Source organism: Aeromonas sp. QDB20, assembly GCF_027707805.1.
In the GTDB taxonomy this organism is placed as follows: Bacteria; Pseudomonadota; Gammaproteobacteria; order Enterobacterales; family Aeromonadaceae; genus Aeromonas; species Aeromonas dhakensis.
Window position 1 is genome coordinate 20,091 of record NZ_JAPCJC010000020.1, and the last position, 12,393, is coordinate 32,483.

The window sequence follows — 12,393 nt, forward strand, 5'->3', positions numbered from 1 at the left end:
ACCTAGACGCTCACCCCGATTGGTGCTAATTTATCGCTCGTTTGCTAACCTTTTTGCCTGACTCTTTGCTCACACATCAGCCTGGCAAATCAAATCCGATCAGCATCAATCCAGCAGACTGTCTCCTCATTTCAATCCTTGCTTACAGACTTTCACCACTATGAATCTGACTGAATTAAAGAACACTCCTGTGTCCGAGCTGGTACAGCTTGGCGAATCCATGGGGTTGGAAAATCTGGCTCGGGCGCACAAGAAAGACATTATTTTCGCGATCCTCAAGGCGCACGCCAAGGGTGGCGAGGATATCTTCGGCGACGGTGTGCTGGAAATCCTGACCGATGGTTTCGGCTTCCTGCGTAGTGCAGACGGCTCCTACCTGGCCGGCCCGGACGACATCTACGTCTCCCCGAGCCAGATCCGCCGCTTCAACCTGCGCACCGGCGATACCATCTCCGGCAAGATCCGGCCGCCGAAAGAGGGCGAACGCTACTTCGCGCTGCTCAAGGTCAACGAGGTCAACTACGACCGTCCGGAAAACTCCCGCAACAAGATCCTGTTTGAAAACCTCACTCCGCTGCACGCCAACGAGCGTCTGCGCATGGAGCGTGGCAACGGTTCCACCGAAGACATCACCGCCCGCGTACTGGATCTGGCATCCCCGATCGGTAAAGGCCAGCGCGGTCTCATCGTCGCACCGCCCAAGGCCGGTAAGACCATGCTGCTGCAGAACATCGCCCAGAGCATCGCCTACAACCACCCCGACTGCGAACTGATCGTCCTGCTGATCGACGAGCGTCCGGAAGAGGTGACCGAGATGCAGCGGATGGTGAAGGGCGAAGTGATCGCCTCCACCTTCGACGAGCCGGCTTCCCGTCACGTCCAGGTCGCCGAAATGGTGATCGAGAAGGCCAAGCGTCTGGTCGAGCACAAGAAGGACGTGGTGATCCTGCTGGACTCCATCACCCGTCTGGCCCGTGCCTACAACACCGTCATCCCGTCATCCGGCAAGGTACTGACCGGTGGTGTGGATGCCAACGCCCTGCACCGTCCGAAGCGCTTCTTCGGTGCCGCGCGCAATGTTGAAGAGGGCGGCAGCCTGACCATCATCGCCACCGCGCTGATCGATACCGGCTCCAAGATGGATGAAGTCATCTACGAAGAGTTCAAGGGCACCGGCAACATGGAACTGCACCTCTCGCGCAAGATCGCCGAGAAGCGCGTTTACCCGGCCATCGACATCACCCGCTCCGGTACCCGCAAGGAAGAGCTGCTGACCACCGGCGACGAGCTGCAGAAGATGTGGATCCTGCGCAAGATTGTCCACCCGATGGGCGAGATCGACGGCATCGAGTTCCTCATCGACAAGCTGGCGATGACCAAGACCAACGACGAGTTCTTCGACGCCATGCGGCGCCAGCAGAAGTAACCGACTCGAAAAATGATGAAACCGCGGCCCAGGTCGCGGTTTTTGTTTATCTATTTTGCGGTCGCCTGAGTAGTATGAAACCTCGATGTCACAAGGATAGGGACGTCATGAAGCATGTACTCCTGATTATGCTGAGCTGGCTGCTGGTGCCGCCAGCTTTGGCGGGCCAGACTCCGTCCACTGGGACGGCGCCCCGCGTCGCGCTGGTGGCCGACGAGGGACTGCAGGGCCACCTCGACTACCTGACCGGCCGCTTGCAGCAGGGACAGTTTGCCGCCATCGATTCCCTGCTGGACTCTCTGGCCGTGGGGCAGCGGGAGTATCTGCTGTGCCAGCTACTTGCCACCCTCGATGGTCAGCCCAGGGCTGACAGCCCGCAACTGCTGGCCTGGGTGCGTGCCCAGTCGTTCAAGGCCCCCAGCTGGCTGGTGGAGAAAGAGGTGGACGGCTTTCTGGTGCAGCAACCCGCCTACGACTTTGCCGCCGCGGCGCGGCAGGTGCTGAGCCGCTGGCAACTGCAGGCCTGGCAGGACAACTACCGCCAGCTGCTGGAGGCGAACCGCTTCGAGTTCAAGCAGATTTACAACAGCCGCAATCCGGATCTGGCCCAGCAACAGCAGGCGCTGCTGAACGTGCTCGCCGAGCAGCCTGTCGCCGTGCTGCAGCGCGAGGCGCACAAGCTGGCCGGCCTGAACATCTTCCTGCCCGACAACCGCTTGCTGCGGCTGCTGGCTGAGCGTACCGGCGACAGTGCCCTCTATCAGAGGTTGTGGCGCCAACCGGCGGATCACGACAGCGTGGCGGCCCTGGCCAGCGTGGGGCGCTTTCATCAGGGTCAGACGGCGAGCGATCTGCTGATCGCCGCCAGCCGCAACGCCTCCCTCAAACAGACCGCCCTGCACCAGCTCAGTCAGCTTTCGCCGCTGCCCGACACGGCCCAGCAGTTCCTGCTGGCGGAGCTGGGCAACCGCCAGTACAGCGGTCAGGTGGCCAGCCTGCTGTTGCAGGTGGACGAGCCGAGGCTGCTGGCCCAGCTTGCCGATCGGCTGACCCGGCAGGAAAAGCGTCATGCAAGTCCGATGGTGCAACCCGAACCGGGTACACCCGCCGGCTCCCCGGAGTTATAATGCGGCATCGCCTGCACACAGGGTACCTGCATGAAATACAAGGATTTGCGTGATTTCATCGCGCAGCTGGAACAAAGCGGACAACTCAAGCGCATCACGCGCGAGATAGACCCCTATCTGGAGATGACCGAGATCAGCGACCGCACCCTGCGTGCGGGTGGGCCGGCCCTGCTGTTCGAAAATCCCAAGGGTTACGCCATGCCGGTGCTGACCAACCTGTTCGGCACCCCGGATCGGGTCGCCATGGGCATGGGCCAGCCCAACGTGGCCGCCTTGCGCCAGGTGGGGACCTGGCTCTCCTACCTGAAAGAGCCTGAGCCGCCCCGTGGCTTCAAGGAGCTGATGGAGAAGCTGCCGATCTTCAAGCAGGTACTCAACATGCCGACCAAGCGTCTCTCGTCCGCCCCCTGCCAGCAGCGGGTGCTGGAGGGAGAGGCGGTCGATCTGGACCAGATCCCGATCCAGCACTGCTGGCCTGGCGACGTGGCGCCGCTGGTCACCTGGGGGCTCACCATCACCCGCGGCCCCTACAAGAAACGGCAGAACCTCGGCATCTATCGTCAGCAGAAGATCGGCAAGAACAAGCTGATCATGCGCTGGCTGGATCACCGCGGCGGTGCCATCGATTTTCGCGAGTGGCAGGAGGCCCATCCGGGTGAGCGCTTCCCGGTGGCGGTGGCGCTGGGCGCCGATCCGGCGACCATCCTCGGCGCGGTGACGCCGGTGCCGGATACCCTCTCCGAATACGCCTTCGCCGGTCTGCTGCGTGGCAGCCGTACCGAGGTGGTGAAGGCCATCAGCTGCGATCTGGAGGTGCCAGCCAGCGCCGAGATCGTGCTGGAAGGCTATCTGGAGCCGGGCGAGCTGGCCCCCGAGGGGCCCTATGGCGATCACACCGGCTACTACAACGAGGTGGACGAGTTCCCGGTCTTCACCATCACCCACATGACGATGCGCAAGGATGCCATCTATCACAGCACCTACACCGGCCGTCCGCCCGATGAGCCGGCGGTGCTGGGGGTGGCGCTCAACGAGGTATTCGTGCCGCTGTTGCAGAAGCAGTTCCCCGAGATCGTGGACTTCTACCTGCCGCCGGAGGGGTGCTCCTACCGGATGGCGGTGGTGACCATCAAGAAGCGCTATCCGGGCCACGCCAAGCGGGTGATGCTGGGGGTCTGGTCCTTCCTGCGCCAGTTCATGTACACCAAGTTCGTGATCGTCTGCGACGATGACATCAACGCCCGCGACTGGAAGGACGTGATTTGGGCCATCACTACCCGGATGGATCCGGCCCGCGATACCACCCTGATCGAGCACACCCCGATCGACTACCTGGACTTCGCCTCGCCGGTCTCCGGCCTCGGCTCCAAGATGGGGCTGGACGCCACCAACAAGTGGCCGGGAGAGACCAACCGCGAGTGGGGTCAGCCCATCGTCCAGGACGAGGCGGTGAAGCAGAAGATCGATGCCCTCTGGGACGAGCTGAACATTCTCGGTTGATGAGCGGCGGCCGGCCCGGCGGGCCGTGCCGCCTGGCCGGGATGCAAAAGATTGATGCCATTTGAGCTGAATTGGGTATGCTCGACTGACCTGACCACTCTGCTGGTCGCCAGTCCACAGTGAATCAAGAGCGAAAGCGGGCCGAACGAGCCCGTCACAAGGATAAGAATGCAACGTATCAAGTGCCGCGTAGAGGAACTGCGCGAATATGTCGACACCATCTGGCACGTGGCCCTGACGCCGCTGCAAGAGGTCAGCTTCAAGCCGGGCCAGTATCTGCTGGTGGTGATGAGTGATTCGGACAAGCGTCCCTTCTCCATCGCCAACTCGCCGACCCGCCCTGGCGTGCTGGAGCTGCAGATCGGCGCCACCCCGGAGAACGCCTATGCCGGCCAGGTGCTGGCCCGCATGCGCGAGCAGGGGGAGATCGAGATTGAGCTGGCGGCGGGCAAGGCCTTCCTGCGGGAAGAGTCACCCCGGCCGCTGATCCTGATGGCAGGCGGCACCGGTTTCTCCTACGCCCGCGCCATTCTGGAATACCTGATCGACAGCGGCAGCAAGCGCCCGGTGTTCTTCTACTGGGGCGTGCGCCAGGCGCACTGGCTCTACGAGCAGGAGCAGATGCAGCAGTGGGAGCGCGACTACGCCCCGCTCACCTACATCCCTGTGGTGCAGGAGCCGGAGAGCGACTGGACCGGCAAGACCGGGCTGGTGCACAAGGCCATCATGGATGACTTCGTCAGCCTGCACGACTACGACATCTATGTCGCCGGTCGCTTCGAGATGGCGGGTGCGGCGCGGGAGGAGTTCAAGATTCTGGGGGCCGAGCCGGAGCGCATCTTCGGCGACGCCTACGAATTCATCTGAGTTCGGCATGAGGCCGGTCACGTAACCGGGAAGGCCTCGCTAGATCTGCCTGCCGCAGCTTGCTTTGCGGCAGGTCAGAAACAACAAACCCCAGCCTGGCTGGGGTTTGCTTTATGGGGGCAGTGTTATTCGCCCTTGGCGCCGAGCTGCTGCTCGAGCTGGGCCAGCTTGGCCTCGAGGGCGGTCAGCTTCTCGCGGGTGCGCAGCAGCACCTTGGTCTGCACGTCAAACTCTTCGCGACTGACCAGATCCAGCTTGCCGAGCTGGGACTGCAGCACCTGACGGATCTTCTTCTCCACCTCTTCACCCATGCTGCGAATGCCGGGCGGCAGGGAGTTGTGCACCTGTTTGGCGATCTCTTCCAGTTTCTTCGGGTCGATCATGTGGTTCTCCTTAAGCAATGCGCCATTCTACCGGCAAATGATCCGCTTTGCCGAGATCGGGGGTCGCTTTTTGCCATCTGGCGTACAAGTGACCGCTGGTCGGGTCTGGTATCCGGGATGAAGCTGTTAACCTATCGAGTCCCGTTTCTATTCCAATTCCTTGATGCTGTACACAAAAAAAGCAGATCAGATGACCGACCAGCTACTTAATAATTGTTGCGTTGCTGTTAAGATGTACCGGTCGGGTTTTTACCCAACGCCGTCAGCATTTCATGGATAACAACTAAAAAGAGATAAGGATATGAAAAAGAAGCTAATTTATGCCGCAGTCGTCAGTGCTATGCTGGCCGGCTGTGGTGGCAGTGACGATAACAAAGGCGACACCTCCAGCTATCTCGACTATCTGTTGACCGGTTCCAACGCAGTGCGCCCCAGTGCCCTGGCGGCCCGCGCCAGCGATGGCACCCTGAAATTCTCCACCGAAACGGCGGATCTCTCCAACCCGGTGTCGGCCATGTCGACCCTGGATGGCTGGTCCACGACCCAGGCCATCCAGATCGTGCCCGTCACCTCGTCCGGCATCACTGTCCAGGCACCGGCTGCCGCCGAGTTTGCCGCCTCGGTGGCCCCGCTCTACCTGCTGGAGCTGAGCTTTGACAGCACAGCCCTGCGCCCGAGCGGCGTGAAGAAGGTGCTGACCTACGGGGTGGACTTCGTGGTGGCCGCCTCGGCTGGCAAGCTGAACCTGGTACCGCTCAAGCCGCTGAACCCCTCCTCCTACTACATGATCGTGGCCACAGACTCCCTCAAGGACAGCAACGGCAACGCGGTCAAGGCCGGCAGCGACTACGGCAACTACAAGAACAACGTCGGCAGCAATGCCCAGGAGCAGACCATCAACGGTCTGATCGCCCTGCAGGAGGGCCTGTTCAAGGCCGCCACCGGCGTCTCCACCGATCACGTCATCTTCTCCGACTGGTTCGGTACCCAGTCCGGTGCCGATGTGCTGGTGGCGGTGAAAGGGGCTGCGGCATCTGTGCTGAAGAGCCCGACCCTGGACGCGGCCGCCCTGTGGAAGCAGGATGCCAAGGGCAACACCAGCCTGCCCGGCACCTACACCCTGGCCGTGACCGGCAGCAACCCCTTCCTGACCCAGCTGGACGCCGAACAGTTCCTGCCGCAGGAGCAGAAAGATGCGCTGGCCACCGCCTTCGGCCCTGGCGCCCCGCTCAACGGGCTGGCCCAGCTGACCACTGTCTATACCGGTACCGTCAAGCTGCCCTACTTCCTCTCCTCGCCGGCCACCGCCGGTTCCTGGGACAAGGCCAAGACCCAGTCCTGGCACGGTGCCATCCCCAGCCTGTACGCCATCGCCAATGCCCTGAAAGCGTCCGACAGCGAAGTGATCGCCGGGCTGGTGGGCGCGGGCGTGGATCCGGCCCTGCTGGCGACGCTGATTGCCGATCCGACCCGCCAGAGCGAGCTGCTGGCCGAGGCGAGCAAGCTGATCGGGGTGACTCTCACCTCCGGCGGCAAGCCGCTGGATGCCGAGCAGAACATCGGCCGCTTCAACCCGCTGCCCATGCTGGAAGAGGTGCAGTCGGTGCCGATGCGCGTCTTCGCCAAGGATGCCCTCAACACCATCACCGACGTGATCATCTATCAGCACGGCGTCACCTCGGTGAAAGAGAACGCCTATGCGCTGGCGCTGGGCCAGATCTATGCCGGCATGCAGGCAGGCAAGAAGGTGGCGCTGGTGGTGATCGATCACCCGCTGCACGGTGAGCGCGGCTTCGCCCTGAGTGGCAGCATGGATACAGTCACCACCTCCGACAACCCGACCCCCTACCTGAACCTGAGCTACCTGACCGTGGCCCGCGACAACCTGAAACAGAGCGTGGCGGATCTGCTGGGCCTGCGTCTGGCGGTCGGTCTGGCCAATGGCAAGGGCGTCATCGGCAGCGCCGGCAGCCTCAAGGTGCACTTCCTGGGCCACTCCCTGGGCGCCATCTCCGGCACCAACCTGCTGGCGGTCGCCAACCAGTCCATCGGCAATGCCCAGGCGGATGCCCTGTTCAAGTTCGATACCGGTGGCCTGGCCATGCCGGGTGGCGGCATAGCGCCGCTGTTGCTGAACTCGCCGACCTTCGGTCCGACCATCAAGATGGGCGTGCTGACCAGCGGCAGTGCCGAGCTGAAAGCGGGCTTTACCGCCTACGCCCCCAGCTGCAAGACCGAGGTGCCGACCTGCTTCGTCAACGAGTTCCTGCCGAGCCTGAGCGCCACCCAGCAGGCCGCTGCGGCCAGCACGCTGCAGAGCTACAGCTTCGCGGCCCAGTCGGTACTGGATTCGGCTGACCCGATCAACCTCGGCAGCGGCATCAAGAGCGACTTCCCGCTGTTCGCCACCGAGATCGTTGGCGATGGCGCGCTGAGCCTGTCGGATCAGGTGATCCCGAACAGCATCGCCTCCACCCCGCTGGGCGGCACCGAGCCGCTGTTCAAGGTGCTGGCGCTGCAACCGCTGACCGCCACCGGTGCGGCCAGCCACAACGCAGCCCGCTTCGTGGCTGGTGGCCACAGCTCGCTGCTGGCACCGGACGAGAACTTCGATCCGAGCGGCGACGTGACCACCGAAATGCAGTCAGAGTTCGCCAGCTTCTTCATGAGCGGCGGCACTGCGGTCAAGGTGACCGATCCCACCCTGCTCAAGCAGTAAGCCAGTCGGCCAATAAAAACGCCGCCCCTCGGGGCGGCGTTTTTTTTCGTGTATAGCACTTGTCGCCGGTTCAGACTGGCCAGGTTGGTGGCCGCTATGGCTGGCAAGCTGATTGCTCACCTCGATGACCACTCCCACTCAGGCAGGCTGGTGGTGTCTGTCCAGCCAGCCCTGCAGCAGGCCGACCAGCAGGCCCGCCAGGTGGGCCATGTTGGCGGTACGGGTGCCGAGCAGATCGAAGAAACCGAGTGCCAGCCAGAACAGCATGAAGCCCATCAGTGCTGGCGGCAGGGTGAGGCCGTAGGCCGGCTGCAACTTGCTGCGCAGCCAGCAGTAGCCGAGCAGGGCATAGACCACCCCGGAGAGGCCGCCAAACAGCGGGCCGCTGGCGAAAAACTCGGCCAGGTTGGGCAGGGCGGCGCCTACCAGCAGCAGGATCAGCAGCTTGCCGCTGCCGAGTCGCTGTTCAATCTGGCCCCCCAGATACCACCACCACAGCAGATTGAACACCAGGTGCAACACCGAGAAGTGGATGAAGGCCGGGGTGAAGTAGCGCCACGCCTGCCAGTCGGTGAACTGGGCCAGGGTCGGGTGAAAGGCCAGCTCGTCGAAGATCGGCAGGCCGATGGCGTCGAGTCCGTAGATGGCCAGACAGGCGATGATCACCACCAGGGTCAGCGGCCCCGCCTGATGCAGGAAGTCGGTGACCGGGTCGCTCATCCCCTTGCTGTAGTCGATGCGGGCATCGGCCCGGCCGGACTGCCAGGAGGCCTCCATGTAGCGGGGATGGCTCGGCTCGGCCAGGAAGCGCTTCACCTCCTGCTGGGCCTGGGCGAGGCGCTGCTCGTCCGCCAGCCAGATGGTGACCCCCAACTCCGACTGGGTCAGCTCGCACGAGATGCCGAGGGTGGAGAGGTAGTCCACCAGCGCCTGGGCCATGCGGGCGTTGTCGAGCACCAGCAGCTGGATCATGCGTCGCCCGCCTGGATCGGGAACTCCCTGCGCCACGCCTCGAAGCCGCCGTCCAGGCTGTAGACCTCATCGTACCCCTGTTGCAGCAGGTACTGGGCGGCGCCCTGGCTGCTGTTGCCGTGGTAGCACATCACGATCACCGGGGTGTCGAAGTCCACCTCGTTCATGAAACGCACCAGAGTGCCGTTGGTGAGGTGAAAGGCACCGACCGCGTGGGCCGTCTCGAACGACTGGGGGTCGCGAATATCCACCAGGCGGGCTTCACCGGCGCTGAGCTTCTGGTGGGCATCATGGGCACTGATATGGGCAAACTGGTCCATTAACATGTCCTGCGAATAGGTGATTGAGGGCCAGTTTACCGCAAGCGGAGGCCGGCGCTAAGCCCGCAATGTGTCCGGTTATTGCCGGGGCCGATCGCAATTTCCTTCAATACCCGGGGCGGGGCGCCGGCTAGGCTGGGGGCTCCTTTTGCTGCTACGAGCGTTATTCATGGAGACGAGTCTGCTGTTATCCATGGCCGGGTTTGCCCTGGCCATGTCCATCACCCCGGGGCCGGTCAATCTGGTCGCCCTCGGCAGCGGCGCCAGGCACGGCTTTGCGGCCAGCCTGCGCCACGTGGTCGGGGCTACCCTGGGGTTTATCCTGTTGTTGTTGCTGATGGGATTGGGGTTGGGCGCCACCCTGCTGCAATGGCCGGCGGCGGCGGAGCTGCTGCGCTGGGGTGGGGTAATCTTCCTCGGCTGGATGGCCTGGCAGCTGCTGGTGGACAGCGGCCGGGTGGAAGGGGTCGACGGGGTGGCACCCTCCTTCTGGTACGGGGCGCTGATGCAGTGGCTCAACCCCAAGGCCTGGCTCGCCGCCAGCATGGGGATGGGGGCCTATGGCAGTGCGGGCGGGGTGGGGCAGGTGGCCCTGTTCAGCGGCCTCTACCTGGTCATCTGTCTGTGCTCCATCGCCTGCTGGGCCTATGCCGGCAGCCGATTGCAGGGGTTGCTGCTGGTACCGCAGCGGCTGCGCTGGTTCAACAGGGCGATGGCGCTGTTGTTGCTGCTCTGCGCCGCCTATCTGGTGCGCTAGCCCGGCCGGGTCAGCTGGTTGCGGTAGTGGCCCGGGGTGGCGGCCACCCGCCGCTTGAACTGGCGCTGGAAGTGGGCCTGATCGGCAAAACCGCTGGCCAGTGCCACCTCCGCCAGCGGCTCCCCCCGCCTGAGCAGGGTGCGGGCGTGGCGGATGCGCTGATCGAGCAGGTAGGCGTGGGGCGTCATGCCGTAATGGCGGCTGAAGCTGCGCACGAAGTGGGAGGGGGTGAGCCCGGCCACCGCGCTCAATTGCGCGAGGGTGAGGGCGCTGCTGCAGTCGTCCTGCATCAGCTCGGCGGCCCGCTGCAGGTGCTGCGGCGGCCGATCGTCCCAGCTGGCCTGAGTTAGTCTGGCCAGCAGCTGACGGCTGAACTGGTGGCAGGCCACCTCGCGCGCCAGCGGCTCCGGCTCCTGCCACAGCTGCCGATGGAGCCGGCACAACCCCTGATAGAGCAGAGGATCCCGGCTGGCGGTCATGTCGAAGGGGCGAAATTCACGGCCCAGCCCGGCCTCCTCCTGCTGGCGCTGCAGCCAGCCGGTATCGAGGTAGAACATCAGATAGGACCAGGGTTCATCGGCTACCGGGTTGCAGGCGTGCACCTCTTCCGGGTTCATCAGTACCAGGTGGCCGCGGCCGACCTCCTGCCGGCTGCGCTGGTTGAGATAGTGGCTGTGGCCGCCGGTGATGGCGCCGATGGAGAAGTGGGGATGGCTGTGCTTGTCGTAGCAGACGCGGCGGCCATCCTGCACCGCTCGCGCCTCGATGAAGGGCAGGGCCGGATCGTGCCAGAAGCTGTGGTGATTCGGCGCCGTGTCGGCCCTGCTCATGGGTCAGCCGCCGAGATAGGCCTGGCGGACGGCCGGGTTGGCCAAGAGAGCGGCCCCCGTGTCCTGCAGCACCACATGGCCGTTCTCCAGCACATAGCCGCGATCGGCCAGCTTGAGCGCCTGGTTGGCGTTCTGCTCCACCAGGAAGATGGTCATGCCGTCGCGGCGCAGCTGCTCTATGGTGTCGAAGATCTGCTGGATGACGATGGGGGCCAGCCCCAGCGAGGGTTCATCCAGCAGCAGCAGGCGCGGCTTGCTCATCAGGGCGCGGCCGATGGCCAGCATCTGCTGCTCGCCGCCGGACATGGTGCCGGCCCGCTGCTCCAGTCGCTCGTGCAGCCGCGGGAACAGGGTGAAAATCTGATCCAGCAGGCCGCGCTGCTCGGCCTTGTCGACGAAGAAGGCCCCCATCAGCAGGTTCTCCTCCACCGTCAGGCGGGCGAAGATGCGGCGCCCCTCCGGCACCACGGCGATGTCCTTGCGCATGATGCGGGCGGTGGAGAGCGAGTCTATCTGCTCCCCCTCGAACCAGATGGAGCCGCTGCTCGGCTTGGGCTCGCCACACAGGGTCATCAGCAGGGTGGTCTTGCCGGCGCCGTTGGCGCCGATCAGGGTGACGATTTCCCCCTCTTTCACCTCGACGCTGACGTCGTGCAGCGCCTGAATTTTGCCGTAGTGGGTCGATACGTTGCGAAGTTCTAACATCTTTTTGTCCTTACGACTCGCCCAGATAGGCCTTGATCACTGCCGGATTGCTGCGGATTTCATCCGGCTTGCCGTGGGCCAGCGGGGTACCCTGGTTGACCACGAAGATGCGGTTGGAGATCTCCATCACCAGCTTCATGTCGTGCTCGATCAGCAGCACCGAGACCCCGAACTCGTCCCGCAGGTTGGAGATAAGCTCGTTCAGCTCGTCGGTCTCGTGGGGGTTGAGGCCGGCGGCCGGCTCGTCCAGCATCAGCAGCTCGGGTCGGGTCGCCATGCAGCGGGCTATCTCGAGCCGGCGCTGCTGACCATAGGCCAGGTTGCCGGCGGCGCGGTTGGCGAGATCCTTGAGCCCCACCTTCTCCAGCCAGAAGGCGGACTGCTCCAGCCCCTCCCGCTCGGCGCGGCGAAAGGCCGGGGTCTTGAACAGCCCGGCCAGAAAACCGGTGTTGAGGTGTCTGTGCTGGGCCACCAGCAGGTTTTCCACCGCCGTCATGTCCTTGAACAGCCGCACGTGCTGAAAGGTGCGCACGATTCCCTTGCGGGCGATGAGGTGGCCGGGCAGCCCCTGGATCTCCTCGCCCTTGTAGCGAATGATGCCGCCGCTCGGGCGGTAGAAGCCGGTAAGGCAGTTGAAGATGGTGGTTTTGCCGGCCCCGTTGGGACCTATGATGGAGATCACCTCCCCCTTTTCCACGTCCAGCTTGACCCCGTTGACCGCCAGCAGGCCGCCGAAACGCATCGACAGATCAGAGACTTCCATTAACTTCTGATGAGTACTCATTTT

Annotated in this window: 12 protein-coding genes; 6 read left to right on the forward strand and 6 right to left on the reverse strand. The window is 63.8% G+C overall.

Annotation, left to right across the window (positions count from 1 at the left end):
• Window positions 1–160: 160 nt before the first annotated feature.
• From rho to fre, 4 genes are all read left to right on the forward strand, one after another.
• On the forward strand, window positions 161–1,426 hold the full coding sequence (gene rho, locus PG897_RS18240; RefSeq protein WP_005307308.1) for a transcription termination factor Rho: 1,266 nt from the start codon (window positions 161–163) through the stop codon (window positions 1,424–1,426).
• A gap of 107 nt (window positions 1,427–1,533) precedes the next feature.
• Window positions 1,534–2,553, forward strand: coding sequence for a hypothetical protein (locus PG897_RS18245; RefSeq protein WP_201882907.1), 1,020 nt, complete (start codon window positions 1,534–1,536; stop codon window positions 2,551–2,553).
• A gap of 30 nt (window positions 2,554–2,583) precedes the next feature.
• Complete coding sequence (ubiD, locus tag PG897_RS18250) at window positions 2,584–4,053, forward strand: 4-hydroxy-3-polyprenylbenzoate decarboxylase (RefSeq protein WP_005307312.1); 1,470 nt, start codon at window positions 2,584–2,586, stop codon at window positions 4,051–4,053.
• Between the two features lie 168 nt (window positions 4,054–4,221).
• The gene (gene fre / locus PG897_RS18255) at window positions 4,222–4,920 is read left to right on the forward strand and encodes an NAD(P)H-flavin reductase (RefSeq protein ID WP_017780576.1); all 699 of its coding nucleotides are present in this window, start codon (window positions 4,222–4,224) and stop codon (window positions 4,918–4,920) included.
• A 125-nt stretch (window positions 4,921–5,045) separates the two neighbouring features.
• Here the strand turns inward: fre and ubiK are convergent, their stop codons facing one another.
• Window positions 5,046–5,303, reverse strand: coding sequence for a ubiquinone biosynthesis accessory factor UbiK (gene ubiK / locus PG897_RS18260; protein WP_005307315.1), 258 nt, complete (start codon window positions 5,301–5,303; stop codon window positions 5,046–5,048).
• A 301-nt stretch (window positions 5,304–5,604) separates the two neighbouring features.
• On the opposite strand from ubiK, the gene PG897_RS18265 reads away from it, so the two are divergent.
• Window positions 5,605–8,022 (forward strand): VolA/Pla-1 family phospholipase, encoded by a 2,418-nt coding sequence (locus PG897_RS18265; RefSeq protein ID WP_201882905.1) that lies wholly within the window; start codon window positions 5,605–5,607, stop codon window positions 8,020–8,022.
• 138 nt (window positions 8,023–8,160) lie between these two features.
• On the opposite strand, the gene glpG is transcribed toward PG897_RS18265, so the two are convergent.
• Together glpG and glpE are read right to left on the reverse strand one after the other, a co-directional pair.
• Window positions 8,161–8,994 carry a rhomboid family intramembrane serine protease GlpG gene (glpG, locus tag PG897_RS18270; RefSeq protein ID WP_270829239.1) on the reverse strand — a complete coding sequence of 278 codons (834 nt, stop codon included), beginning with the start codon at window positions 8,992–8,994 and terminating at the stop codon, window positions 8,161–8,163.
• Complete coding sequence (gene glpE / locus PG897_RS18275) at window positions 8,991–9,314, reverse strand: thiosulfate sulfurtransferase GlpE (protein WP_005307320.1); 324 nt, start codon at window positions 9,312–9,314, stop codon at window positions 8,991–8,993. Before glpE ends, glpG begins: the two co-directional genes overlap by 4 nt.
• 70 nt (window positions 9,315–9,384) lie before the next feature.
• Here glpE and PG897_RS18280 point away from each other — a divergent pair, with 70 nt between their 5' ends.
• Window positions 9,385–10,071, forward strand: coding sequence for a LysE family translocator (locus PG897_RS18280; RefSeq protein WP_201882903.1), 687 nt, complete (start codon window positions 9,385–9,387; stop codon window positions 10,069–10,071).
• On the opposite strand, the gene PG897_RS18285 is transcribed toward PG897_RS18280, so the two are convergent.
• The 3 genes from PG897_RS18285 to livG are packed head-to-tail and all read right to left on the reverse strand — an operon-like array spanning window position 10,068 to window position 12,390.
• Entirely contained in the window at window positions 10,068–10,901 is an 834-nt protein-coding gene (locus tag PG897_RS18285) for an AraC family transcriptional regulator (protein WP_201882901.1), read from the reverse strand. The genes PG897_RS18280 and PG897_RS18285 overlap by 4 nt on opposite strands.
• Window positions 10,902–10,904: 3 nt before the next feature.
• Window positions 10,905–11,606: an ABC transporter ATP-binding protein gene (locus PG897_RS18290; protein ID WP_005307325.1), complete on the reverse strand. Its 702-nt coding sequence runs from the start codon at window positions 11,604–11,606 to the stop codon at window positions 10,905–10,907.
• A gap of 10 nt (window positions 11,607–11,616) precedes the next feature.
• Window positions 11,617–12,390 carry a high-affinity branched-chain amino acid ABC transporter ATP-binding protein LivG gene (gene livG / locus PG897_RS18295; RefSeq protein ID WP_005307326.1) on the reverse strand — a complete coding sequence of 258 codons (774 nt, stop codon included), beginning with the start codon at window positions 12,388–12,390 and terminating at the stop codon, window positions 11,617–11,619.
• Between the last annotated feature and the right edge of the window lie 3 nt (window positions 12,391–12,393).

Excerpts from the sequence above, each read along its gene's own strand:
- rho (WP_005307308.1), top strand. The coding sequence starts at position 161 with ATGAATCTGACTGAATTAAAGAACACTCCTGTGTCCGAGCTGGTACAG.
- PG897_RS18245 (WP_201882907.1), top strand. The coding sequence starts at position 1,534 with ATGAAGCATGTACTCCTGATTATGCTGAGCTGGCTGCTGGTGCCGCCA.
- ubiD (WP_005307312.1), top strand. The coding sequence starts at position 2,584 with ATGAAATACAAGGATTTGCGTGATTTCATCGCGCAGCTGGAACAAAGC.
- fre (WP_017780576.1), top strand. The coding sequence starts at position 4,222 with ATGCAACGTATCAAGTGCCGCGTAGAGGAACTGCGCGAATATGTCGAC.
- ubiK (WP_005307315.1), bottom strand. The coding sequence starts at position 5,303 with ATGATCGACCCGAAGAAACTGGAAGAGATCGCCAAACAGGTGCACAAC.
- PG897_RS18265 (WP_201882905.1), top strand. The coding sequence starts at position 5,605 with ATGAAAAAGAAGCTAATTTATGCCGCAGTCGTCAGTGCTATGCTGGCC.
- glpG (WP_270829239.1), bottom strand. The coding sequence starts at position 8,994 with ATGATCCAGCTGCTGGTGCTCGACAACGCCCGCATGGCCCAGGCGCTG.
- glpE (WP_005307320.1), bottom strand. The coding sequence starts at position 9,314 with ATGGACCAGTTTGCCCATATCAGTGCCCATGATGCCCACCAGAAGCTC.
- PG897_RS18285 (WP_201882901.1), bottom strand. The coding sequence starts at position 10,901 with ATGAGCAGGGCCGACACGGCGCCGAATCACCACAGCTTCTGGCACGAT.
- PG897_RS18290 (WP_005307325.1), bottom strand. The coding sequence starts at position 11,606 with ATGTTAGAACTTCGCAACGTATCGACCCACTACGGCAAAATTCAGGCG.
- livG (WP_005307326.1), bottom strand. The coding sequence starts at position 12,390 with ATGAGTACTCATCAGAAGTTAATGGAAGTCTCTGATCTGTCGATGCGT.